Source organism: Streptomyces sp. Ac-502 (assembly GCF_045222935.1).
Lineage (GTDB): Bacteria > Actinomycetota > Actinomycetes > Streptomycetales > Streptomycetaceae > Streptomyces > Streptomyces monomycini.
Map to the genome: position 1 here is coordinate 7,664,465 of NZ_JBHFFO010000001.1, position 24,876 is coordinate 7,689,340.

Here is a 24,876-nt window from a genome sequence, read left to right on the forward strand (position 1 = left end):
CGGGCGCGTAGTTGATCTACCCTCGCCGGGAGGGGGCGCCTGTGCGCCTGAGGCGCCGCCTCCCGGAAGCGCCTGATCGCAAAGCCGCTGATCAGCCCCTGCGTCCCCGTTCCGCTAGGGGTGCCAAGGATGATCGGCAATGGCAGCGGGACGGTCAGGCGGCACCCGGTGCGCACGGCCGCCACGATTAGGCGTACGCTTGCTGGCGCCATGCCGTACGAGCCCCCAACCCACACCGTCGAGCGATCGCTTCGCGCCACCACGGGCGCCAAGATCATCGCTGGGGTGGACGAAGTCGGACGCGGCGCCTGGGCCGGCCCGGTCAGCGTCTGCGCAGCCGTCACCGGACTGCGCCGCCCACCGGACGGACTCACCGATTCCAAGCTGCTGACACCCAAGCGACGCAATGAACTCGCGGAAGTGCTCGACGGCTGGGTCACGGCGCACGCCCTGGGGCACGCCTCCCCGGAGGAGATCGACGAGCTGGGCATGACCGCGGCACTCCGGCTCGCGGCCGTACGCGCCCTGGAGGCGCTGCCGGTCCGTCCGGACGCGGTCATCCTCGACGGCAAGCACGACTACCTCGGCGGTCCCTGGAAGGTCCGGACGGTCATCAAGGGTGACCAGTCCTGTATCGCGGTGGCTGCGGCCTCCGTGCTGGCCAAGGTCCGTCGCGACACGATGATGGGTGAACTGGTGGGCGTACACGCCGACTTCGCCTTCGCGGACAACGCCGGCTACCCGTCGCCGGCGCACCGTACGGCGCTGGAGGAGTACGGCCCCACGGCCCACCACCGGGTGTCGTGGTCCTACATGGACGCCCTGCCCCGCTGGCGTCACCTGAAGAAGGTGCGCAGCACCCCCGAAGCAGCCGCTCTGGAGGCCGGTGGCCAACTCGGCTTCGACTTCTGAGCGGTGCGGGCATCAATTCGGTACCCGATGACGTGTTCCGCACCTACGTTTGATAGACATCCTTTTATGCCTCTCATCCCCGAGGAGCCTCAGATTCACGAGAGTGTCCCGGGTCCCCGCGCAACTCCGGCCGCCGGCCGCACCGCGTCGACCCCCGTCCTGTTCCTGGTCCCGGCCCCCGCCCCGCGCCTCCGCGCGGTGCCCCCGCGGCCAGCGCCCGCCCCGGCAAGCCCGGACCCGCCACGCCGTCCCGCGGGCCGGCCGGCGCTCCCCCGGCGCAGCGCCCGGGCCCCCAGCAGCCCACTGCGACCGCCGGTGCCGCCGGCGCCGCTTCCGGAGCGCAGATCCAGTTGATCCCGGCCCCGCAGAACGGCGCGCTCGACGCCGCCGAAGAGGCCGTCGATCTGCTGCTGGACTCCGGACGCGCGCCGAGCGACATCCTGGTGCTCACCACCGGTGAGATGCACCCGTGGGCCGCGCACGAACTGTCCTTCGGCGAAGCGGCCTACTGGGCGCAGCAGGATGCCGCGGACGACGTGTTCTACGCGGACGCCACCGCCGAGCGTGCGACCGGGCGGCCCGTCGTGGTCGTCGCGGTCAACGGTGGCGCCGAGCAGACCGTCGCCCAGGCTCTGCCCGCCGCCATGGCCCGGGCCGGTGCGCTCCTGGTCGTCTGCGGCGATCCGGAGCGGATCAACGCCCTCCTGGGCGTGAACGCCTGACCGGCGCAAGCAGGGGTAGCCCGGCGGCCACGGGCCGGCCGGGCATCTCGTGCCGGGGCGCGCGGACCGTCAGCGGGCCGCGGCGCGCCGTCGCGCCTCCAGTGCGCCGGCCGTGCCGCGCCGTGGTGTGCGCCGTCCGTCGTTGTGTGGCGGTTCCGAAGGGAGCCGCGGTTCTGCGGCGTACGGCTGCGGGCCTGTCACGTGCGTCCGTTCCGCGGAACGGGACCGCTCCACCGGAGCGCCTAGTTCCGGTGAACCGGGCGACGGCGAACCGGGCGATGGTGGTCCGGTCCGCCGTGTTCCGCCGGTGCGCCAGGGCGCTTCCGGCAGCGCGGCGCTCCCGGCGTGCTCCGAATCATCCGGCGGGACCTGTCCCGATGCCGTTCGCCGCTCGGCCGGACCGTGCGATTCGGGTACGGGGTACTGCTGTTGCCCCGTACCGCGAAGGTGGGCGGGGTGAGTGACGGAGCGCGGCCGCCGGCCGCCGCGCCCTTCGCCCAGTACTTGCCAGCCACCGCGGGTCAGTGTGATGTACGCGCCGCAGCGAAGACCGTGCAAAGTGCACGCATCGCGCAGTCCCCACATCCAGGCACCGTCCGCCTCCGTCCAACGCGGGTCGCCCTCCCGGCAGTAGAGCAAGACGGCCGTCCGGACCGGTGCCCGTAAGCGCAGGTCGTGCGGGACCACCCGGCGCAGCTGGGTCAGGAGCGCGTTGCGGAACTCCCAGCCGTCCGGGGCCGTGGCGCGCTGAACGAACGACGCGCTGGCGACGACACGTTCCTCGGGCCCGAGCACCGCCACGACGGCCGTCGAGAGGACCGGCAGATGCCGGTCGTGCAGTCCGGTGACGACCTCACGCGGATTGCGCAGCAGGGGGATACCGGCCGACGCCCACTCGGACGGCTCCAGCATGCGGCTCAGCCGGGCGGCGGAATCGGCGGACGTGGGCAGGGAAACATCCGGGGGCTGGGCGAAGCCGAAGGTCACGGTCCTCCCTTCGTCTGCGCGTCCGCACACCGGGCGGCGGCGGGCCGTGCGGGCACGGCTCCGGACCGCCGTACCGGGCCGCGGACGGCGGGTACGGGGAAGCAGGTCCAATTCTTACGTTCGTACAGACATGCGGCAATGAACTCGTCGCGCCCAGGGACGGAATCGGGCGCCGCGTCTGCTCCTTTCATGCCCGCCGCACGGGCCTCTGACGCCCGATCACCCCCTTCACCTCACCCCTGTACGGCAAGGACCAGCGGAAACACTCCGGCGGCTCCCGCCTGACGCAGCAGCCGGGCGGCCACGGCCAAGGTCCAGCCGGTGTCCGCGTAGTCGTCCACCAACAACACCGGACCGCCCGCCGACGCCAGGGCCTGCGCCAACTCCGGCGGGACACTCAACGAACCGTGCAGCGCGCGCAGCCGCTGCGCGCTGTTGCTGCGCGGAATCCGGGTGTCCGGTCCGTGCTCCCCGTACGCCACCGTCCCCAGGAACGGCATCCGTCCGACGGCGGCGATGCGCTCTCCCAGGGAACGGACCAGCTGCGGCCTGGTACGGGAGTCGAGCGTCACGACCCCCACCGGACGCGCCGGGGCGTCCGGGGCACCCGAGGCCCAGCCTCCGGGGCCCTTCGCCCAGTCGGCGAGCACCGTCACCACCGCGGACGCGACATCGTCCGGAATCGGCCCGTCGGGAGCCTGCGCCGTGAGCATCGGACGCAGCCGGTTGCCCCACCCGATGTCGGAGAGCCGGCCCAGCGCACGCCCGGTGGCACCCTGCTCACCTGCCGGAATACGTCCCTTGAGATCGACACCGACGGCAGGCAGCCCGGTCGGCCACATCCGCCGCGGCTCGACCTCCACGCCCGGACGCCCCAGCTCGCCGCGTGCCGCGTCCAGCGAGGCGGCGGACACCTCCGCGGTGAAACGTGCTCCCGCGCAGTTGTCGCAGCGGCCGCACGGCACCGCGGCCTCGTCGTCCAGCTGCCGCCGCAGGAACTCCATCCGGCAGCCGGTGGTCGTGGCGTAGTCCCGCATGGCCTGCTGCTCGGTTTCACGCTGCCGCGCCACCCAGGCGTACCGCTCGGCGTCGTACGTCCACGGGCGGCCGGTCGCGGTCCAGCCGCCCTTGACCCGGTGGACCGCCCCGTCCACGTCGAGCACCTTCAGCATGGTCTCCAGGCGCGAGCGGCGCAGTTCCACCAGCGGCTCCAGGGCCGGCAGCGACAGCGGGCGGTCCGACCCCGCCAGGACGTCCAGTGTCCGGCGCACCTGCTCCTCGGGAGGGAACGCCAGCGAGGCGAAATACTTCCAGATCGCCTCGTCCTCGCGGCCGGGCAGCAGCAGCACCTCGGCGTGCTCGACACCGCGCCCGGCACGCCCGACCTGCTGGTAGTAGGCGATGGGGGAGGACGGCGAACCGAGGTGCACCACGAAGCCGAGGTCGGGCTTGTCGAAGCCCATGCCCAGCGCGGAGGTGGCGACCAGGGCCTTGACGCGGTTGCCGAGCAGGTCGTCCTCGGCCTGCTGGCGGTCCGCGTTCTCGGTCTTGCCCGTGTACGAGGCGACCGTGTGGCCGCACTGCCGCAGGAAGGCGGTGACCTCCTCGGCCGCGGCGACCGTGAGCGTGTAGATGATCCCCGAGCCCGGCAGCTCGTGCAGGTGATCGGCCAGCCAGGCCAGCCGGTGCGCGGCGTCCGGCATCGGAAGCACGCCCAGGCTCAGGCTCTCCCGGTCCAGCGGCCCCCGCAGGACGAGCGCCTCGGCGGCCCCCTCGCCCGTGCCCAGCTGCTCGGCCACGTCGGCGGTGACCCGTGCGTTGGCCGTCGCCGTGGTGGCGAGCACGGGCACACCGGGCGGGAGGTCGGCGAGCATCGTGCGCAGCCGCCGGTAGTCGGGCCGGAAATCATGGCCCCAGTCGGAGATGCAGTGCGCCTCGTCGACCACCAGCAGGCCGGTGGCGGCGGCCAGCTTGGGAAGCACCTGGTCACGGAAGTCGGGGTTGTTCAGACGCTCCGGCGACACGAGCAGGACATCGACCTCGCCCGCCGCCACCTCGGCCTGGATCGTGTCCCAGTCCTCGGTGTTGGACGAGTTGATCGTGCGCGCGCGGATCCCGGCCCGGGCCGCCGCCTCGACCTGGTTGCGCATCAGCGCGAGCAGCGGCGAGACGATCACCGTCGGGCCGCTGCCGCGCTCGCGCAGCAGCGCGGTCGCGACGAAGTAGACCGCCGACTTGCCCCAGCCCGTCCGCTGCACCACGAGCGCGCGGCGGTGCTCGGCGACCAGCGCCTCGATCGCCCGCCACTGGTCCTCGCGCAGCCGGGCCGTACCGCCGGGGTCCCCGACGAGGCGGGAGAGGACGGCATCGGCCGAGGCACGCAGGTCTTCGTTGCTCATGACTCCATGCAACCCGATGCCACTGACAACGCGCGAACCGCCGCCCAAGGCTGTGGACAACTTCCGTCACCCGCGAGTTATCCACAGGGGTCGCGGCGGGGCGGCGGATCGCGGGATCTTCGAGCCATGAACCAGCACAGCGAATCATCCAGCCAGTCCGAGCAGCCCGAGCAGTTTGAGGGGCCCGGTCAGTCCGAGCAGCCCGGTCAGCACGATCGGCCCGGTCAGCTTGCGAAGCCCGAGCGGCCCGGCCGTTCCGGCCGGCCCCGCCCGTCCGTACCGACACGCCCGCCCACCTCGGCCGCCTCGTCCCGGCCGGCCTCGTCCTCCCACCCGGCCCTGACCGCTGCCACGACCGCCGGCACGGCCAAGGGCACCGAGGACGACGAGACCGCGGAGGCCAGGGTCACCCTGCGCGGACCGGCCGAGCTGGCCGACGCGCTGCCGTACCTCCTAGGCTTCTTCCCGGACGACAGCATCGTCCTCGTCGGCCTGCACGGCGAGCGGGGGCGGTTCGGCAGCCGGGCCCGCCTCGGCATCCCGACCGACCGGTCCCAGTGGGGGTACGTGTCCGAGCAGCTCGCGGGCTCGCTCGTGTCGCTCGGCGAGGAGCGCCGCTCCCGTCCCGAAGGAATCATCGTCTACCTCTGTCAGGAACCGGCGCGGGGAGAGAGCGGCTGGGACGTGAAGGAGCGTCTCCGCCCGCTCGCGCAGCTGCTGCGCGTCGCCTGCGGGGCGCTGGACGTCCCGGTGCTCGACGCGCTGTGCATCTCCGACGGCCGTTTCTGGTCCTACTGCTGCCCCGACTTCCGCTGCTGTCCCGCCGTAGGTACGCCCCTGACCCCGCCGGGTACGTCGGTGATGGCCGCCGCCGCTGCCTATGCGGGCATCCAAGTGCGCGGGTCACTGCGCGAGTTGGAGTCCCGACTGGCCGCCTGGACGGGGCCCCGCGCGGCGGGGCAGACCAGCGCACTGGACGCCGAAGCCCAGGCGCTCGTCCCGCGCATGATCGAAGAGGGCGCGGCGGCGCCCGTACGGGAGGAGACCCTGGCGCGGGCGAGCGACCTGGTCCGCCGGTTCCGCGAGGATCCGCCCACGGGCAGCCGCCGAGCCAGGGATGCCTGCGACGACGCACTCCTGACGGACACCGAAGCCGCCCGTGTCATCCTCGGGCTCCAGGACCGCGTCGCCCGCGACCGTGCGGCCGAGTGGATGGAGGGGCCCGACGCCGAGCCCTCGCTGCGCCTGTGGCAGGCGCTCTCCCGCCGCTGCGTCGGCGGCTACGCCGAGTATGCCGTGGCACCGCTGTCCCTGGCGGGCTGGGTCGCCTGGGCGACGGGGGACCAGCCGTCCGCCCGCGTCGCACTGGGACGTGCGCTCACGCTGGATCCCGAGTACCTCTTCGCGCAGCTGCTGCACCGCGGCATCAATCAAGGGCTGGACCCGGAGACACTGCGCCGCTGCCTGCGGGAAGAGCGGGATGAGCGGGACGAACGAGCTGATGGCGCGTCGGCGAGCGGTGTCGTACTGGCGTCCGGGCGTGACTCCGTACCGGTGCTCGTGGACGGCCCCGCGGCTGCGCCCGACCTCGCCCCGGAAGCGGCCCGGCCGGGCGGGACCGGCCGCGGTGACGGCGCGGAGCGGCCCGCCGTGCCGGACGGCCCCGGCAGGGCGGGGCGCCCCGGTGGCAGTGGACGTTGCGGCGGTTCCGACCGCCCTGGCGGCCCGCGCGGCAGCACTCGCCCCGCCGCCCGTACGAGCACCGGCCGGGGTGGGCGCCGCTCCGTCCGCAACGGTGACCGGAGCCGGCCGTGAGCCCGCCGGTGCGGGAGCGCCGGCGTGACCTGGGCGCCGGCCCCGGCGTTCACCTCTGTGGCGCAGTCCGTTTGGAGCCCAGACCCCAGCAGGGAGCGCAGAGAGTGTCAGGCATGGTCCCCACCACTCAGCCGGCCCGCCGGGCACCCGGAGATCACCGTTCCGGGGTGCCCCGGCCACCGGAACCGCAGTCTGTCCACCGGACCTTGATCTGCGTGGCTCTGCCGGCGCTCGCCATCTCCTCCGAACAGGGCCAGCTCACCGGCCGGGGGACGGACGGCTTCTACCGTGCCGGGCGGCGCGTCCTGTCCCGCTGCCAGCTGAGCGCGGGCGGCGCCGAACCCGTCATCGTGCAGGGCAGGCTGATCGCGTCGGACCGCGCGCGGTTCGTCGGGACGGTCCGTACGGCCGTCGACCGCGGCCCGGACCCCGAGATGCGCGTGGAACGGCTGCGGTCCGCCGACGGGGTCGAACGCATCACGTTCCACAGCAGCGCGCCGCGCCGGGTGCGGCTGCCGGTGGAGCTGCGGCTGGGCACGGATCTCGCCGATCTCGGCGCGATCGCCGTCGGTGTCGCCGGGCCCGAACTGCCCGCCAGCGTGCACGGGTCGGGGTTGCGCTGGTCCGCCGCCGGGGCCCAGGCCGTGATCGCCGCGACCCCGGCCCCCACGGACGTCATGGCCTCGGCCGGACTGCTGTGCTGGGAGCTGGACCTGCCACCCGGCGGCCACCACACCATCGAGGTGCGGGTCCGGCTGGAGCACGCGACGTCGGGAGCCTTCGCCGGCCGGCCGGGCCCGCCGCTCCCGGCCACACGCGGCAGCGAGCAACCGCCTCGCCCGTGGTCGGCGGCCCGGCTCCAGTGCGACGACCCCCGGGCCGACGCGCTGCTGGCGGCCGGGCTCGACGATCTCCACGGCCTGTTGATGCGTGGTCCGGGCGCCCCGACGGACACGTACATCGCGGGCGGGGTCCCCTGGCGCTGCGGCCTCTCGCCGGCCGAGGCCCTCTGGGCGGCGCGCATGTTGCTCCCCCTGGGCACCCGGCTCGCGGCCAACACCCTGCGCACCCTCGCGCACGTCCAACTGACCGGAACAGGGGCGGATTCCGGCCGAATTCCGGGCGCGCTGCGGGACGCGGGACCGTACGCCCCACCCAGCTGTACGGGCGTCGAGGCGACGCTGCTCTTCCCTGCCGTCCTCGCCGAAGCCCGCCGCTGGGGCCTGCCCGACCGCGAGACGGAGCAGCTGCTCCCGGCGGCGGAGGGCTGCCTGAGATGGCTGCGTACGGCGGTGAGCGACGGGAACGTACCCGGCGACGGAGCCCTGAGCGGAGGCAGCGGCTACGTCCCCGATCCGGCGCCCGGAGGGCCGTACCGCTGCGCGACCCAGGCACACGCGCACCGCGCCGCGCTGCTCGGCGCCGACCTCCTCGACGGCTGCGGCAGACCGGGAGCGCCCGCGCTGCGGGAGTGGGCGGCCGGCCTGCGGACCCGGTTCCGTGAGGAGTTCTGGGTGGAGAGCCGCAGTGGTGGCAGCCCGGCCGTACTGCGCACGCCGGGCGGCCGGCTGCTGCCGCACTTCGGTTCCGCGGCCGTCCACCTCCTGGACACCGGACTCCTCGGCGGCGGGCGCACCGCCGTCGGCCTGCTCGACGCGGCACGCACGGAGCGCCTCGCCCGTCTCCTGGGAAGCCCGGCCATGGACTCCGGCTGGGGCCTGCGGGGACTCGGGGCCGAGGAGAGCGGCTACAACCCCTTCGGTCACCGCAGCGGCGCCGTCCGGGTCCACGAGACGGCGGTGGCCGTCGCGGGCCTGGCCGCCACGGGCCATGAGAAGGAGGCCGCCTCCCTGGTCCGCGGGCTCCTCGACGCGGCACAGAGCTTCGCCTACCGGCTGCCGGAGATGTACGCGGGCGAGCAGCGCACCCGTGACGGCGCCCCCGTGCCGCACCCCGCGGCCTGTCGGCCGGCCGCCGTGGCCGCGGCGGGCGCGGTGCACGCCTTGACCGCTCTGGCCGGGGTGCGCCCCGACGTCCCGGCGGGGACCGTGGCGGTCCGCCCGGTCGGCAGCGCGCCGCTCGGAGCCATGCAGTTCACCGGGCTCAGCGTCGCCGGGCAGCCGTTCGCCGTACGGATCAGCAGACTCGGCCTCGGTCTGGTCGAGGAGGCCGCGAATGGCTTGCAACTGGGGGCGTGAGATGCGGCAGGGCCTGATTATCGTCAGGCGGACGACTATGATCGCGCCATGCCTCCCTACGACCCGTCGGCCTTCCCCCCGTTCGCCGTTACCGTCGACCTGGTCGTGCTCACCGTACGCAGGCACGCGCTGTGCGCGCTGGCCGTGCGGCGTGGCGAGCCGCCGTTCCAGGGGCGCTGGGCCCTGCCGGGCGGGTTCGTGCGGAGCGACGAGGACCTGGAGGCCGCCGCGGCCCGGGAGCTGGCCGAGGAGACCGGGCTGCACGCCCACTGCCCGGCGGGCCCGCCGCCGCCCTACGGCGCGCATCTGGAACAGCTCGCCACGTACGGCGACCCCAAGCGCGACCCCCGTATGCGGGTGGTCAGCGTCGCCCACCTGGTGCTCGCACCCGACCTGCCGGCTCCGACGGCGGGCGGTGACGCCCACAGTGCGCGCTGGGCCCCGGTGGACACGCTGCTCGACCGGGACGGTGGCCTGGGCCGCGAGGGCGAGCAGTCCGCGCCGCTGGCTTTCGATCATGCCCGGATCCTCGCGGACGGGGTGGAACGGGCCCGCTCGAAGATCGAGTACTCCTCGCTCGCCACCGCGTTCTGCCCCCAGGAGTTCACCGTCGGGGAGCTGCGCAGGGTGTACGAGGCGGTGTGGGGCGTAGTCCTGGACCCCCGGAACTTCCACCGCAAGGTCACCGGCACACCGGGCTTTCTCGTGCCCACCGGTGGGACGACGACTCGTCAGGGAGGCCGTCCCGCCCAGCTGTTCAGAGCCGGCGGTGCGACTCTGCTCAATCCGCCGATGCTGCGTCCGGAGGTCTGAGCGGCGGGCCGTACCGGTGCCGGGCCGTACCGGTGCCGGGCCGTACCGGTGCCGGGCTGCACCCGTGCCGGGCCGTGCCCGTGCCGGGCTGCACCCGTGCCGGGGCGCGCCGGTGTGGGGCCTGTGTCCGCGAGGGCGTGGTCGCGCAGGGTCCGCAGCGGGTGGGGCGCTGTAGCAGTGGGGCGGGGGACGGCTGTTCGGCGGTGGGGAGAGCGGGCGGCCCTGTCGTGCGGCGGTCTGGTCGGCGGAGCGTGACACGCGTGGACGTCAACTGGGGTGCATTACCGACAAAACGGACAGGCGGGGTTACCGTGACCGGGTGAGTCCCCACCTCCTCCTCCCCACCGCTTCCGTGAGGTCCCGCACCCCGTGGGGGCGCGATGATCCAGGCCATCGGGCTGACCGGCGGCTCCCGCGAGGGGCGGCGCCCCGCCGTCGACGACCTCAGCTTCGAGGCCCCCGCCAGCCGGATCACCGTCCTGCTCGGCGACGAGGGGGCCGGGAAGACCACCGCACTGCGGCTGATGCTCCAGCTGGAGAGCGGCCGCGGCGTCGCGCTCTTCCGCGGCCGTCCGCTGCACCGTGTGCCCAACCCGGCTCGCGAGATCGGCGTGGTCTTCGGCGATGTCCCCGGTCACCCCGGCCGTACGGCGCGAGGGCACCTGCGGATGCTCAGCGCCGCCGCTGGGGTCCCGGCTTCCCGGGCCGACGACGTCCTGGATGTCGTCGGCCTCAGCGGCCTGGCCGACGAGAAACTCGGAGCCTTCTCGCGGGGCATGGACCGCAGGCTCGGCCTGGCCGCCGCTCTCCTCGGTGACCCGCACACCCTCCTCCTCGACGAGCCCTCCCGGGACGTGTCCCCGCGTGAGGCGGCGTGGCTGCACGGCCTGCTGCAGGGCTATGCGGCGCAGGGCGGTGCCGTACTGGTCACCTCCAGCGACGCACGGGCGGCCGCCCGGCTCGGCCACCGGGTGGTCACCATCGAGGACGGCAGGCTGGTCGCGGACCAGACTGCCACCGACTTCGCCCGGACCCGGCTGCGCCCGCGCGTCGTCGTCCGCTCCCCGCACGCCGACCGGCTCGCGGCACTGCTCGTCGACGAGGCGCAGCGCGCCCGCCCGGGGACGGACCCGCAGGCGCGTCGCGCGGTCGAAGTCGTACGGGAGAGCGGGAGTCGTATCGCCGTCTACGGAAGCAGTTGCGCCGTCGTGGGTGACACGGCGTTCCGGCACGGCATCCTCGTGCACCGGCTCGCCGACGAGGTGGGGGACATCGGCCCCGTCGCCCCGCTGGATCGTGCCGACGGCCGCGCCCGGAACCGCGCCGTACCGGCGGCCGCGCATCCCGTCGCAGAGGATGCGGTCGCGCGGAACCCGGTAGCGCAAGACTCGGCCGCGCAGCATCCTGCCGCACAGTCTCAGGCCGCCCCTGCCCCTGCCCCTCCCGCTGCTGCGGCCCCGGAGGGCACAGCTCTCGACGTCCCCGAGGCGCACGAGGCCGCTGGGTCTGCGGAGGCTACCGCGGCTTTCAGGGCTCCCGCCGACCCCGCAGCTCCCGGGCGCCCCGAGATGCACGCGGCATCGGCCACATCAACCGTCGCTGCCGCTGTAGCTCCCCCTGCCCCTGCCCCCGCCTCGGCCTCCGCCCCCACCCCTCCGCCCGGCCCGGACGACGCGACGTCCTCCGCGTACGTACTCCCGTCGCCCGCCCCCACCCCGGCCGACCCGCGACTCGCTCCCGCCGTGTCCGTCCCGGCGGGCCCGGACCTGGTGTCCGCCCCGTCCGCCCTGCCTCATCCGAGCGCCTCGCCCCTCCCCGCCTCACCAGCACCCCGCCCCACCTCCACCTTCAAACCCCACAGGCCCCTCAAACCCCTCCGCACCTCCCTCCGCCCAGGCTCTTCCGGTCCCGCCCCGGCATCACCGGAAGACGCGGCCAGGAAGCTCGTCAGCCTGCGGCTGTCCGGCCGTGGCCCGGAATGGCCGCTGCGTTACGAACTCCGCCGCGCCACGACCGACCCCGCCGGTCCGGTCGTGATCGTGCTGGCGCTGGCGGTGGCATTGGTCTTCGCGCTGGTGCTGGCCCGTGCCGGGGACAATTCCCGGGTGCATGTGCTCACCGGTTGGCCGCGTCAACTTCCGTTCCCTCCGGTGGCGCTCGCGGCCGGGCTGATCGGGGCGCTCTCCTTCGGTCAGGAGTTCCGCTACCCGGCGCTCGCTCCCGAACAGGGCACGGTACCCCGCCGCCTCGGTCTGCTCGTGGCCAAGCTGCTGGTCAGCGGCGGCGCGGCGGTGCTGCTCGCGATCGGTACGCTGCTGCTCGACGGTGTGGCGGTACACGGCCTGTTCGGTTCCGCGGGCCTGCCGCCCGGGGGCGACCTGAAGGTGCTGGCCGTCAGTTGGGCGGCTCTCCTGGCCGGTTGCGCGTGGGTGGGTGTGCTGGCGGCCGGTGTCTTCCGGTCCACCGCGACGGGGTTGGCCGTGGTCCTGGCCGTGCCGGTGACCGTTCTCCCGCTCGTGCAGCACGCGTTGGCCGCTCCGGCAGCCCGAACCCTGGTGGGATTCCCCGCGCGGTTGCGCTCGGCGGCTCTGGTGCAGTGGCCGTCCGGGTTCGATCAGGCTGTCGAGGCGGCGCTGCGGCTGGCGGCCCAACCGGTGGGCGGCGCAATGGCGTTGTCGCTCACCACGCTGGTCCTCGCCTATGCCCTGACCGCCCTGCGGAGGAGGGCCCGCTGACCCTCATGGGCCGCTTTCGTGCCCCGTCGGCGCGGCGATGGCCGAGCCCTCCCGTGGGGAGCACCTTTCTTTCCGATAAAGCGTCAATTGGGGAATGATGGGCGATCACCCTTTCGTGTGCTTTTCACCAAAGACCTCAAGGGGTCCGGGGGCGTCGCCGACAAATGATGCGTGAGTACCCTTGCGCACACCATGATGACCGCGGCTCGCCCCGCCGACACCGGCCTCGCCGGTCCGGGCGAGCTTGACCGCTACTCCTACGCCGCCGCGGGCGCGCCCGGCGCCGGCGGTGTCGCCCACGCTCCGGGCGCCGAGCGGGCCGACCGCGTGCCGCCCGTCTGGGACGGGCCCGAGGCGGACATGGCCCGGGCCGGCCGCCGTGCGGCGGGCAACCGCGGACGCGGGCTGCACGGCCAACTCGTCCAGCAGCTCGGCCAGATGATCGTCTCCGGCGATCTCGGGGCGGACCGTCCGCTCGTCCCCGAGGAGATCGGCCAGCGCTTCGAGGTCTCCCGCACCGTGGTCCGTGAGTCGCTGCGCGTCCTGGAGGCCAAGGGCCTGGTCAGCGCCCGCCCGAACGTGGGCACCCGGGTGCGTCCGGTCAGCGACTGGAATCTGCTCGACCCCGACATCATCGAGTGGCGGGCGTACGGCCCGCAGCGTGACGACCAGCGTCGTGAACTGTCCGAGCTGCGCTGGACCATCGAACCCCTCGCCGCCCGGCTCGCCGCCGGCCACGGCCGCGACGACATCCAGCAGCGTCTCGCCGACATGGTCGAGATCATGGGCCACGCCGCCGCCCAGGGCGACGCGCTGACCTTCGGCCGCGCCGACGCCGAGTTCCACACCCTGCTGCTCCAGCTCGCCGGCAACCGGATGCTGGAGCACCTCTCCGGCATCGTCTCCTCCGCCCTGCACGTCTCGGGCGGCCCGTCCGGCGGCTGCGAGCGGCCCGCCGAGAAGACCGTGGGCCAGCACATGCGGATCGTCGACGCGATCGGCGCCGGCGACGCGGCGGGCGCCGAGTCCGCGATGCGCGCCCTGCTGACCGCCCACGGCGAGGCCGGCGGCCAGGCCGGCGGTGCCGGGGATCACACCGTGCCGCCGCCCCGCGAGCACTGAGGAGCCGGCGCCGCCGAAGATCCCCGTCCACCCGGAGGCCCGTACCGGCCGGGAAGGCCCGGCCGAGAGCGCGTACCCGTACGGGAACGGGAGGCGCGTCCATACGGGACGGAGGCCCGTCCGTACGGCACGGACCGGCTGAGAATGTGCGGGCCACCCGGGGCGCGAGGCGCAGACGCCAGGCGCGCACAGTGCAGGGGGGCGCACAGGGCGTGCGGCCGCCGGCGGAGCGCACGGACGTGGGCACGGAGCCCGCGACGGTGCGCCGCCGCGAGCGAGCGGCGAGCGCGGATCGATGTACGTCAGGCCGCCGGGCCCGGGAGCGTGATCCGGGCCCGGCGTTTGCTTGGGAGGATTGCGCACCGTAGAGGGGGAATGTCTCGTTATGCGGTGTGACTCGGGCCACGCAGATTGGGCGTAACGCTCGCCGGGGAGGCGCGATGACTTAAGAGGTGATAGCCGAGGAGGGAATGCGAGCGGCGTTTTCGGCGCTGTTCAACTCCCCGGCTTCCCCTGCGCCGTCGGTCCATCCCCGCCGACGGTCGTCGGCTCCGATCCACCGTGGACGGGGTCGGAAGCCGTTTCCATCGTTCCGAGAGGTTGTTCGTGTCGGCCAGCACATCCCGTACGCTCCCGCCGGAGATCGCCGAGTCCGAGTCAGTGATGGCGCTCATCGAGCGGGGAAAGGCTGATGGGCAGATCGCCGGCGATGACGTGCGTCGGGCCTTCGAGGCTGACCAGATTCCGCCAACCCAGTGGAAGAACGTTCTGCGCAGCCTCAACCAGATCCTCGACGAGGAGGGTGTGACGCTGATGGTCAGTGCCGCAGAGGCGCCCAAGCGCACCCGCAAGAGCGTCGCAGCGAAGAGTCCGGCGAAGCGCACCGCCACCAAGACCGTCGCGGCCAAGACGGCCACGGCGAAGAAGGCCACCACCGCGGCCGCCCCGATGGGTGACGTGTCGTACGGCGGGGCCGAGGGCGGGCCCGAGAAGAAGGCGGTGGCCAAGAAGGCCGCCGCCAAGAAGACGGTCGCGAAGAAGACCGCCGCCAAGAAGACCGCCGCCAAGAAGGACGTCGACGAGCTCCTCGAAGACGAGCCGATCGAGGAGGCGGCGCCCGCCGGCAAGGGCGGCGAGGCCGCGGCCGAGGTGCCCGAGGGCGCCGAGAACGCCGGGTTCGTCCTGTCCGACGACGACGAGGACGACGCCCCCGCGCAGCAGGTCGCCGCGGCCGGCGCCACCGCCGACCCGGTCAAGGACTACCTCAAGCAGATCGGCAAGGTCCCGCTGCTCAACGCCGAGCAGGAGGTCGAGCTCGCCAAGCGCATCGAGGCGGGCCTGTTCGCCGAGGACAAGCTGGCCAACTCCGACAAGCTGGCGCCGAAGCTCAAGCGCGAGCTGGAGATCATCGCCGAGGACGGCCGCCGCGCCAAGAACCACCTGCTGGAGGCCAACCTCCGTCTGGTGGTCTCGCTGGCCAAGCGCTACACCGGCCGCGGCATGCTCTTCCTGGACCTGATCCAGGAGGGCAACCTGGGTCTGATCCGTGCGGTCGAGAAGTTCGACTACACGAAGGGCTACAAGTTCTCCACGTACGCGACGTGGTGGATCCGCCAGGCGATCACCCGCGCGATGGCCGACCAGGCCCGGACGATCCGTATCCCCGTCCACATGGTCGAGGTCATCAACAAGCTGGCCCGTGTGCAGCGCCAGATGCTCCAGGACCTGGGCCGCGAGCCCACCCCGGAGGAGCTGGCCAAGGAACTGGACATGACCCCCGAGAAGGTCATCGAGGTCCAGAAGTACGGCCGTGAGCCGATCTCGCTGCACACCCCGCTGGGCGAGGACGGCGACAGCGAGTTCGGTGACCTGATCGAGGACTCCGAGGCGGTCGTGCCGGCCGACGCGGTCAGCTTCACGCTGCTGCAGGAGCAGCTGCACTCGGTCCTGGACACGCTCAGTGAGCGTGAGGCGGGCGTGGTCTCCATGCGCTTCGGCCTCACCGACGGCCAGCCGAAGACGCTGGACGAGATCGGCAAGGTCTACGGCGTCACGCGTGAGCGGATCCGTCAGATCGAGTCCAAGACGATGTCGAAGCTGCGTCACCCGTCGCGCTCGCAGGTTCTCCGCGACTACCTGGACTGATCCGGAAGCGGCCGTTCCGGACGGCCGTACGAGTGCATTGCGGGCCCGGTCCCCCTCGGTGGGGGCCGGGCCCGCGGTGTGTCCGGGTGCGTGATGCGCCCAACTGTCTCACCCTGGGTGTGCGAACACTTCCGCACAGTCAGGAGCGTGTATGCGTGCCTACCTCCGGGCCGCCCTCGGGGCCCTCGTCCTGATTCTCGCCGTACCGGTCACCGCGCAGGCGGACGCGGCGGTGGTGGGGGGCCGGCAGGTGAAGGTCTCCGACAACCCGTGGATGGTCGCCGTCGCTTCCCGCTCGCGGTTCGGCTCCGACCGCTCGGGGCAGTTCTGCGGCGGTGTGCTGGTCGGCCGCGCGACGGTGGTCACGGCGGCGCACTGCCTGAGCCGCGCGGTGCTGGGTGTGGAGTGGCAGCAGGTCAAGGACCTGCGGATCATCGTGGGGCGCGAGGACATGCGGGGCAGGGGCGGGCAGGAACTGGTGCCGCGGCGGGTCTGGGTGAATCCGTCGTACGACAGCTACAGCAATGCCGGCGACATCGCGGTCCTCACGCTCGGCAAGCAGATGCCGAAGGGCCGGGCGCTCCCGATGGCCAAGGCCGGTGACGCCGCGTACAAGGCGGGTACGAAGGCGAACGTGTACGGCTGGGGCGACACCACCGGCAACGGCTCGTACGCGTCCACGCTCCGCTCGGCGCAGGTCCAGATGTTTTCGAACGCGGCATGCAGCAGGGCGTATCCGGGCAATGCGGACGGTAGGTATCTGTCCGGTTCCATGCTGTGCGCGGGAGTACCGAACGGCGGCCGGGACGCCTGTCAGGGCGACAGTGGCGGGCCGCTGGTCGCCCGCGGGCGTCTGGTGGGGCTGGTGTCCTGGGGGACGGGCTGCGGCAAGGTGGGCAAGCCGGGCGTCTACACGCGCATCTCGGCGATGATCAAGCATGTGACCGCACACGGGGCCGGCTGAGGGCCGCGGAGCGGGCGCTCCGACCCGAGGGGCGGAGCGTGGGACGGCAGGGCCTGAGGGCGCCGCGAGGGGCGCGTGAGGGTGCAACCGTCACGGCGGTGCCAGAGGCGCCGGTCGACGGTGGCGGAAGTGTGGGAGCGGACGAGTGCGGGCGGCCCCCCGGTGGTGCCGGGGGACCGCCCGCCGCACGGCCCTAGGCCGCTACTCGCTCGTCGTCGGATGCGATGTGTCAGCGCTCCTCATCGGAAGCAGACGCGGGAGGGGCGGTCAGCCGCTCCGTCTCGTCCTGTATTTCCGCGGCGATCTTCTTGAGTTCTGGCTCGAACTTGCGGCCGTGGTGGGCGCAGAAGAGCAGTTCGCCGCCGGACATCAGAACGACGCGCAGGTATGCCTGGGCGCCGCAGCGGTCGCAGCGGTCAGCGGCCGTCAGCGGGCTCGCGGGGGTCAGAACAGTAGTCACGTCGCCTCTTCTCTAGCTCGACGAGCTGTCGTACCAGGGTCAACATCCAACCAGGCCGAAAACGTTCCCGCTCGTGCCTATTCCCTGAAAATTTTTTTCCAAGGGGGCCGGGTGTTGCCGGGTGGCGGCGAATGAGCCGTATTGCGTGGTGGTCTGATTCACGTTGGTTGCTGGGCTTTTGTCCTCCCGGCTGGCTTGCCGGTTGTTCAGGAGGACGTGCCCGGAGCCTAAATGGTTCATGCCTCGAAGGGAACGTGATGTGCGCGGCACTGCGCTCTCACTCCAACGAGGGATCGAACACCTGAACGAAAGTCTACTACCATGGACACCGTCACGGGTGGCGTCACATCGGCTCTACCGGGCCTCGGTACGCTCTCACCGGCGACACCGCCACGACCGGGTCCGCGGAATGCGGGCCACCAGTAATTCAGCGAGGAGCGAACCGCGTGACCGCCGAGATGTCCGTGCCGTCCACCGCCGTGCTGACCGGGGCTGACCGGGACGGGTCCAACTACACCGCGCGGCATCTGCTCGTCCTGGAGGGACTGGAGGCCGTCCGCAAGCGTCCTGGCATGTACATCGGCTCGACGGACAGCCGCGGCCTGATGCACTGCCTCTGGGAGATCATCGACAACTCCGTCGACGAGGCGCTGGGCGGCTACTGCGATCGTATCGACGTCGTCCTCCACGACGACGGCTCGGTGGAGGTCCGGGACAACGGCCGCGGCATCCCGGTCGACGTGGAGCCCAAGACCGGCCTGAGCGGCGTCGAGGTCGTGATGACCAAGCTGCACGCCGGCGGCAAGTTCGGCGGCGGCTCGTACGCGGCCTCCGGCGGTCTGCACGGCGTCGGTGCCTCGGTGGTCAACGCGCTCTCCGCCCGGCTGGACATCGAGGTGGACCGCAACAGCAAGACCCACTCGATCAGCTTCCGCCGCGGCGTGCCCGGCATCTTCACCGAGTCCGGCCCCGACGCACCCTTCGATCCGGCCAACGGACTGCTCAAGGGCAAGCGCATCCCCAAGACCCGGACCGGCACGCGGGTGCGGTACTGGGCCGACCGGCAGATCTTCCTCAAGGACGCCAAGCTCTCCCTGGAGACGCTGCACGCGCGGGCGCGCCAGACGGCCTTCCTGGTGCCCGGCCTGACCCTCGTCGTACGGGACGAGCGCGGCGTCGAGAGCGAGGGCCCGACGGAGGAAACCTTCCGGTACGACGGCGGTATCAGCGAGTTCTGCGAGTACCTGGCGCAGGACAAGGCCGTCTGTGACGTGTTGCGGCTGACCGGGCAGGGCACCTTCAAGGAGACCGTGCCGGTCCTGGACGACCGTGGCCACATGACCCCCACCGAGGTGACCCGGGAGCTGGGCGTCGACATCGCGCTGCGCTGGGGCACCGGCTACGACGCCACCGTCCGGTCCTTCGTCAACATCATCGCCACCCCCAAGGGCGGCACGCACGTGTCCGGATTCGAGCGGTCCGTAGCCAAGACCGTCAACGAGGTGCTGCGGTCGGCCAAGCTCCTGCGCGTCGCCGAGGACGACGTCGTCAAGGACGACGCCATGGAGGGGCTCACCGCGGTCGTCACCGTACGGCTCGCGGAGCCGCAGTTCGAGGGGCAGACCAAGGAGGTGCTGGGCACCTCGGCCGCCTCCCGGATCGTCGCGCAGGTCGTCGCCAAGGAGCTCAAGGCGTTCCTGACCTCCACGAAGCGGGACGCCAAGCAGCAGGCCCGAGCCGTCCTCGACAAGATCGTCGCGGCGGCCCGCACCCGCATCGCGGCCCGGCAGCACAAGGAGGCCCAGCGCCGTAAGACGGCTCTGGAGTCCTCCTCGCTGCCCGCCAAGCTGGCCGACTGCCGCAGCGACGACGTCGAGCGCAGCGAGCTGTTCATCGTCGAGGGCGACTCGGCGCTGGGCACCGCCAAGCTGGCGCGCAACTCCGAGTTCCAGGCGCTGCTGCCGATCCGCGGCAAGATCCTCAATGTCCAGAAGTCGTCGGTCTCGGACATGCTCAAGAACGCCGAGTGCGGCGCGATCATCCAGGTCATAGGAGCGGGTTCCGGCCGCACCTTCGACATCGACGCGGCCCGTTACGGCAAGGTCATCTTCCTCGCGGACGCCGATGTCGACGGCGCGCACATCCGGTGCCTGCTACTGACGCTCTTCCAGCGCTACATGCGTCCGATGGTCGAGCAGGGGCGGGTCTTCTCGGCCGTGCCGCCGCTGCACCGGGTCGAGCTGACCCAGCCCAAGAAGGGCCAGGACAAGTACATCTACACGTACTCGGACAACGAGCTGCGCCAGACCCTGCTGGAACTGCAGCGCAAGAACATCCGTTACAAGGACAGCATCCAGCGCTACAAGGGTCTGGGCGAGATGGACGCCGACCAGCTCGCGGAGACCACCATGGACCCCCGCCACCGCACCCTGCGCCGGATCAACATCAGCGACCTGGAGGCCGCCGAGAAGGCCTTCGACCTGCTCATGGGCAATGAGGTCGCCCCGCGCCGGGAGTTCATCACCAGCTCCGCCTCCACGCTGGACCTCTCGCGCATCGACACGTGACGGGCCGCCGCGGGGGCGCGTGAAGCGTCTGCGCGCGCCGGTACGGGCGTCTGTCCACCCACGGGTGGACAGGCGCCCGCCGCGTTTTCCACCCGGAGCCCACCCGCACGCCGATCCGGCCGGCGGGGCCCGCTCCGTAGCGTCGGGACGGTTGTTGTTCCCCTGCCACGGAGGCCCAGGCCATGAGTGACTTGCTCAACGTTCTCGTCATCGTCGCGGTCATCGCGTTCGTCGTCGTACGGCAGTTCAAGCCGCAGCGGCTGACGTCGGAGGGCAGGCGCTGGTGGCTGCTGCCCGCCGTCCTCGCTTTCCTGGCGGTCCGCGAACCCGGCCTGATCGACCACGCGCACCCCGACGGATCGGTCGCCCTGCTGGCCGTCGGCGTGCTCCTCGGCCTGCTCACCGGTGCCGCCTGGGCCTGGACCCTGCGGATCTGGACGGACGCGGACGGGCAGGTCTGGTCCGCCGGGCGCGCGGTCACCGCCGTGGCCTGGCTCCTCGGAGTGGGACTGCGTTTCGGCCTGTACGGGATCGCGGTGCTGGTGGGGGTCCACCTGGGCACCCAGGCCACGATGCTGAGCGTGGCGGCCACGCTGCTCGCCCGTACGGGCACCCTGACCTGGCGCGCCCAGCAGCTCCGGCCGACGTACCGTGTTGCTGCCGGTGGCTGAGACCACGGTCCCGCGTCCCGGCCGTACGGGCCGGCGGCCCGGCCCCGGGAGCACCGTGCCGGAAGGATCGTTTGTGCCGCTGAGTTTCTGGACGAGCTGGCCCTCGCGGGAAGCGCTCTCCCGCGATGCTTCGAGCAGGACACGGGTGTGGATCGGCAGGGCCATCCGCACCGTGATCATGGCCGGTCTACTGTGGAGCGCGCTGGCGGATCAGGCGTTCCGGGACACGGGAGCGGTGCTGGGGCCGGCCGCGGTCGCACTCTGCGGCCTGCTCCTGTGGGGGTTCTTCCGTACGACGCTTGAGCACCGGCTGTGGCCGGCGCTCGGCCTGCTGGCCCTTCTGGAGGCAGGCGCGTTCTGGTTCCACACGGAAGGCGCGAGAGTGCCCGCCGCCGTGGTGTGGGGCGCGTGCGCCGTCCTCTCGATGGCGCGGCTTCCGCTGGCAGCGGCCGTGCCGTGCATGGTGGTGTCCCTGACCGCGTACGCCACGCGCAGCCCGGACAGCTGGCTGTCGATCACGGCGACCGTCATCGGGCTCGGGCTGGCCGGATATGTCGCACGGCTGGACTCCGAGGCACGGGGCAACGCGCAGCGGCTGCTGGCCCAGGAGCGGGCCGCCCGTAAGGCCGAGGCCGAGACGGCCGCGCTGGCCGAGCGCGGCCGCATCGCCCGTGAAGTCCACGACGTGCTCGCGCACAGTCTGAGCGCGCAACTTGTGCACTTGGAGGCTGCGCGGCAGCTGATCCAGCGCAGCGGTGACCTGGAGGCGGGCCGGCAGCAGATCCTGGAGCGGGTCGTGGCGGCGCGCGGCATGGCCAGAGAGGGGCTGGACGGCACGCGTCAGGCACTGTCGGCGCTGCGCGGCGAGATGGCGCCGGTGGAGGACTTCCTGCGTCATCTGACAGTCGCTGAGAACGCCCGCCTGGAGGTGACGGGGGAGCGGCACGAGCTGTCGCCCGAAGTCGGCCTCGCGCTGCGCAGGGTGGCCCAGGAGGCGCTCACGAACGTACGGAAGCACGCGCCGGGTGCGCGGGTGACCGTACGGCTCGCCTATGCGGAAGCCGAAGTGGAGCTGGAGGTACGCGATTCCGGCGCGCGCAGGAGGCCCCGCGGAGCCGGGCCGGGGATCCTCGACGATCTCGGCTCGTCCGGTTCCGGGTACGGTCTGCTGGGGATGCGGGAGCGCGCCGAACTCCTCGGTGGAACGCTGGATTCCGGTCCCGCCGAGGAGGGTTTCGTGGTGCGGTTGAGGGTGCCGGTATGACGGCGCGCGTCGTGGTCGCCGACGATCAGACGGTGGTGCGTGAGGGCATCGTGATGCTGCTGGGGCTGCTGCCGGGCATCGAGGTCGTGGGCTCGGCCGGGGACGGTGAGGAGGCGGTACGGCTCACCGCCGAACTGGCTCCGGACGTCGTCCTGATGGACCTCCGGATGCCCCGCTGCGACGGTGTCGAGGCCACCCGGAGGATCCGGACGGAACACCCGGGCACCGAGGTCGTCGTCCTGACGACCTACGCGGACGACGACCACCTCTTCCCCGCGCTGGAGGCCGGTGCTCGGGGCTACCTGACGAAGGACGCGGACGGCGACGAGATCGTCCGGGCCGTCGAGGACGTGCTGTCGGGCGCGGCCGGGCTGTCGCCGAAGGTGCAGCGGCGGCTGCTGGAGCGGTTCGCGGAGCCCGTACGGACGGCCGCCCCCACAGCGCCGGCCGAGCCCCCGGACGGGCTGACCGCGCGCGAGGTGGAGGTGCTGAGGCTGGTCGCCGAGGGACTGTCCAACCCGGAGATCGCCCGGTCGCTGCACGTTTCGAACGCGACCGTGAAGACCCACATCAACAATCTCTTCGCCAAGGCCGGGCTGCGGGACCGGGCCCAGGCGATCCACTACGCCTACCGGCACGGTCTCGCACAACCGCCCGGCTCGTCCATCACCTGATGGGGTGAAGAGCCCGCGAGAACGGCGCCCGGCCGTCAGACCCAGACGTAACGGTGTTCGGGGCGGCCGGTCTCCCCGTACCGGAGACTGAGGCGGACCCGTCCGGCCCGTTCGAGAAGTTTGAGGTAGCGCTGCGCGGTCTGCCGGCTCAAGCCCGCCTGCCGGGCGACCTCCTGGGCGGACAGCGGCGCGTCCGCCGAGCGCAGAACGGACCGCACCCGGTCGGCGGTGGCCGTCGAATGCCCCTTGGGCAGCTCCGCGGGGCCTGCGTTGACGGCACCCAGCGCCCCGAAGAGCCGGTCGACTTCGGACTGTTCGGCCTGGCCACCGCCCTCGAAGGTGCGATGCAGGGCCGCGTAACCCTCCAGCTTGGAACGGAGCCCGGCGAACGTGAACGGCTTGACCAGGTACTGCAGCGCCCCGTGACGCATCGCCGCCTGGACGGTCGCGATGTCACGCGCCGCGGTCACCATGATCACGTCGGTCTGCGGGCCGCGCTGCCGCAGTCGCGCGACGAGCTGGAGGCCGGTCTCGTCGGGCAGGTAGTGGTCCAGCAGGACGAGATCGACGGAGGCGGTCTCCAGGGCGTCCAGGGCCTCGGCGGCGGAATGGGCGAGGCGGCTGACGCGGAAACCCGGGATCTTCGCGACATACGCGGCATTGATCTCGGCGACCCGTATGTCGTCGTCCACGACCAGTACGTCGATCATCGCGCGCCTCTTGAGCCGTCACCACGGCCGTCGCGCCTACGTCCCCCGGGGCGCGTGCGCCCGCGTCGGCGCCACCGTCCAGGACCTCCTCCGAGAGCGCGTCGGACAGCGCATCAGGGAGCGTGACGGTGAACTCCGCGCCCCCTTCGGGGCTCTCGGTCACCTCGGCGGTGCCCCCGTACCGTTCGGCCAGGCGGCGTACGAGCGCGAGGCCGATCCCGCGCTGCCCGTGAGCAGGGGTTCCTTGGTCGTCCAGCCCTCGGTGAAGATCTCCGCGCGCCGAGCCTCCGGCACTCCGGGACCGTTGTCACGGACCCGGACGACCGCGGTGCGGCCCTCGGCGCGCATCTCGACCTCCACGCGCGCCTGGGGGCTGCCGGCCGTGGCGTCCAGCGCGTTGTCGACCAGGTTGCCCAGGACGGTGACCAGGCTGTGCGGATCCACCACCCGGTCCGGCAGGCGGCTGCCGGGCGCGATGCTCAACGAGACGCCGCGCTCGGTGGCGACCGTCGCCTTGCCGACCAGCAAGGACGCCAGCAACGGATCGTGCACCCGCTCGGTGACCTGCTCGGCCGTCGCCCGGTGCACGCCCACCGCCTGGGTCACGAACTCCACGGCCTCCTCGTGCAGCCCCAGTTCCAGCAGGCCCAGCAGGGTGTGGAGGCGGTTGGCGTGCTCGTGGTCCTGGGCGCGCAGCGCGTCGATGAGCCCACGGGTGCCGTCCAGCTCACGGCCCAGCCGCTCCAGCTCGGTACGGTCGCGCAACGTCACCACGGCCCCTCCGTCGTCGGTCGGCATCCGGTTGGCCACCAGGACGCGCTGCCCGCTGACGGTGAGCAGGTCGGCGCCGCTGACCCGGCCGGAGAGCACTTCCGCGGTACGGCCGGGCGGCAGCGCCTCCGCCAAGGGGCGGCCGGTGTCCTCGGTACGCAGGTCCAGCAGGCGCTGCGCCTCGTCGTTCAACAGACGGATACGGCCGTGCGCGTCGAGCGCGACAAAGCCCTCCCGGATGCCGTGCAGCATCGCCTCGCGCTCGGTGAGCAGCGCGGAGATGTCGGAAAAGGCCAGGTCATGCGTACGGCGCTGGAGACGTCGGGCGACCAGATAGGCGGCCAGCGCCCCGACGGCGAGCGCCCCGCCCGCGTAGGCGAGCAGCTGGGGCACGGTGCCGAGCAGCCGCTGCTGCACGCTCTCGTACGCGATGCCGACCGAGACGGCGCCGACGATCTTCCCCTCTTCGTCCCGCAGTGGCACCTTCCCGCGCGCGGAGCGGCCCAGAGTGCCCTCGTCGATCTGCATGACCTCGTGGCCCGCCAGGACGCCACGGGGGTCGGTGGAGACGTGCCGCCCGATCTCGTCCGGATCGGTGTGCGACCAGCGCACTCCGCGCGTATCCATGATCACGACGTACTCCGCTCCGGTGGCACGGCGGATCCGTTCCGCCTCGTTCTGGACGGGGCCGCCGCGGCCGGGGCGGGAGCTTTCCAGTGCGTCGTCGAGACGCGACTCGGCGGCGGTGGTCTGGGCGATGGCCAAGGCGCGGCGCATCGCCTGGTCGTCGAGCTGGGCGCTGAGCGGGGCGAGGAAGAGGCCGGTGGCGAGCGCCGTGACGCCGGCGGCGATGGCCAGCTGCATCAGCAGCACCTGCGCGAAGACGCGGCGCGGCCAGCCCACGCGGAGACGCAGCGCCGACAGCACGGCACGCAGCCCGCTGTCGG

At 72.6% G+C, this 24,876-nt stretch carries 15 protein-coding genes and 3 pseudogenes; 13 read left to right on the forward strand and 5 right to left on the reverse strand.

Annotated features, from left to right (window positions below; all coding sequences use genetic code 11):
* Nucleotides 1-210 precede the first annotated feature (210 nt).
* Both ACEXOX_RS34935 and ACEXOX_RS34940 read left to right on the forward strand, forming a co-directional pair.
* Nucleotides 211-912 carry a ribonuclease HII gene (locus ACEXOX_RS34935; RefSeq protein WP_030020374.1) on the forward strand — a complete coding sequence of 234 codons (702 nt, stop codon included), beginning with the start codon at nt 211-213 and terminating at the stop codon, nt 910-912.
* Nucleotides 913-978: 66 nt separating this feature from the next.
* A pseudogene (locus ACEXOX_RS34940) lies at nt 979-1,634 on the forward strand (hypothetical protein).
* Between the two features lie 461 nt (nt 1,635-2,095).
* Here the strand turns inward: ACEXOX_RS34940 and ACEXOX_RS34945 are convergent.
* Nucleotides 2,096-2,621 (reverse strand): annotated as a pseudogene (locus ACEXOX_RS34945) (hypothetical protein); the annotation flags it as partial.
* A 233-nt stretch (nt 2,622-2,854) separates the two neighbouring features.
* Complete coding sequence (locus ACEXOX_RS34950) at nt 2,855-5,020, reverse strand: RecQ family ATP-dependent DNA helicase (RefSeq protein WP_406524884.1); 2,166 nt, start codon at nt 5,018-5,020, stop codon at nt 2,855-2,857.
* A 126-nt stretch (nt 5,021-5,146) separates the two neighbouring features.
* Between ACEXOX_RS34950 and ACEXOX_RS34955 the strand changes: the two genes are divergently transcribed.
* From ACEXOX_RS34955 to ACEXOX_RS34985, 7 genes are all read left to right on the forward strand, one after another.
* Nucleotides 5,147-6,835 carry a DUF4192 domain-containing protein gene (locus tag ACEXOX_RS34955; protein ID WP_406524885.1) on the forward strand — a complete coding sequence of 563 codons (1,689 nt, stop codon included), beginning with the start codon at nt 5,147-5,149 and terminating at the stop codon, nt 6,833-6,835.
* Between the two features lie 215 nt (nt 6,836-7,050).
* On the forward strand, nt 7,051-9,033 hold the full coding sequence (locus ACEXOX_RS34960; RefSeq protein WP_406524886.1) for a glycogen debranching N-terminal domain-containing protein: 1,983 nt from the start codon (nt 7,051-7,053) through the stop codon (nt 9,031-9,033).
* A 48-nt stretch (nt 9,034-9,081) separates the two neighbouring features.
* Nucleotides 9,082-9,846, forward strand: coding sequence for an NUDIX domain-containing protein (locus tag ACEXOX_RS34965; protein WP_030020380.1), 765 nt, complete (start codon nt 9,082-9,084; stop codon nt 9,844-9,846).
* 380 nt (nt 9,847-10,226) lie between these two features.
* The gene (locus ACEXOX_RS34970) at nt 10,227-12,581 is read left to right on the forward strand and encodes an ATP-binding cassette domain-containing protein (RefSeq protein ID WP_406524887.1); all 2,355 of its coding nucleotides are present in this window, start codon (nt 10,227-10,229) and stop codon (nt 12,579-12,581) included.
* 192 nt (nt 12,582-12,773) lie between these two features.
* On the forward strand, nt 12,774-13,703 hold the full coding sequence (locus tag ACEXOX_RS34975; RefSeq protein ID WP_406524888.1) for a FadR/GntR family transcriptional regulator: 930 nt from the start codon (nt 12,774-12,776) through the stop codon (nt 13,701-13,703).
* Between the two features lie 600 nt (nt 13,704-14,303).
* Nucleotides 14,304-15,848, forward strand: a complete 1,545-nt coding sequence (locus ACEXOX_RS34980) for an RNA polymerase sigma factor (RefSeq protein WP_406524889.1) — start codon at nt 14,304-14,306, stop codon at nt 15,846-15,848.
* Nucleotides 15,849-15,999: 151 nt separating this feature from the next.
* Nucleotides 16,000-16,812, forward strand: coding sequence for a S1 family peptidase (locus tag ACEXOX_RS34985; protein WP_406524890.1), 813 nt, complete (start codon nt 16,000-16,002; stop codon nt 16,810-16,812).
* Nucleotides 16,813-17,041: 229 nt separating this feature from the next.
* On the opposite strand, the gene ACEXOX_RS34990 is transcribed toward ACEXOX_RS34985, so the two are convergent.
* Nucleotides 17,042-17,272 carry a hypothetical protein gene (locus ACEXOX_RS34990; RefSeq protein WP_033267354.1) on the reverse strand — a complete coding sequence of 77 codons (231 nt, stop codon included), beginning with the start codon at nt 17,270-17,272 and terminating at the stop codon, nt 17,042-17,044.
* 446 nt (nt 17,273-17,718) lie between these two features.
* Here ACEXOX_RS34990 and ACEXOX_RS34995 point away from each other — a divergent pair, with 446 nt between their 5' ends.
* The 4 genes from ACEXOX_RS34995 (at nt 17,719) to ACEXOX_RS35010 (ending at nt 22,448) form a co-directional block, all read left to right on the forward strand.
* Complete coding sequence (locus ACEXOX_RS34995; RefSeq protein WP_030021193.1) at nt 17,719-19,839, forward strand: type IIA DNA topoisomerase subunit B; 2,121 nt, start codon at nt 17,719-17,721, stop codon at nt 19,837-19,839.
* 182 nt (nt 19,840-20,021) lie between these two features.
* Complete coding sequence (locus tag ACEXOX_RS35000; protein WP_406524891.1) at nt 20,022-20,510, forward strand: DUF1453 domain-containing protein; 489 nt, start codon at nt 20,022-20,024, stop codon at nt 20,508-20,510.
* A gap of 73 nt (nt 20,511-20,583) precedes the next feature.
* Nucleotides 20,584-21,774, forward strand: a complete 1,191-nt coding sequence (locus ACEXOX_RS35005) for a sensor histidine kinase (RefSeq protein WP_406526564.1) — start codon at nt 20,584-20,586, stop codon at nt 21,772-21,774.
* Nucleotides 21,771-22,448: a response regulator gene (locus tag ACEXOX_RS35010; protein WP_406524892.1), complete on the forward strand. Its 678-nt coding sequence runs from the start codon at nt 21,771-21,773 to the stop codon at nt 22,446-22,448. Before ACEXOX_RS35005 ends, ACEXOX_RS35010 begins: the two co-directional genes overlap by 4 nt.
* A gap of 35 nt (nt 22,449-22,483) precedes the next feature.
* Here the strand turns inward: ACEXOX_RS35010 and ACEXOX_RS35015 are convergent, their stop codons facing one another.
* Both ACEXOX_RS35015 and ACEXOX_RS35020 read right to left on the reverse strand, forming a co-directional pair.
* Nucleotides 22,484-23,158, reverse strand: coding sequence for a response regulator (locus ACEXOX_RS35015; RefSeq protein WP_406524893.1), 675 nt, complete (start codon nt 23,156-23,158; stop codon nt 22,484-22,486).
* A gap of 25 nt (nt 23,159-23,183) precedes the next feature.
* A pseudogene (locus tag ACEXOX_RS35020) lies at nt 23,184-24,793 on the reverse strand (ATP-binding protein); the annotation flags it as partial.
* Nucleotides 24,794-24,876 lie beyond the last annotated feature (83 nt).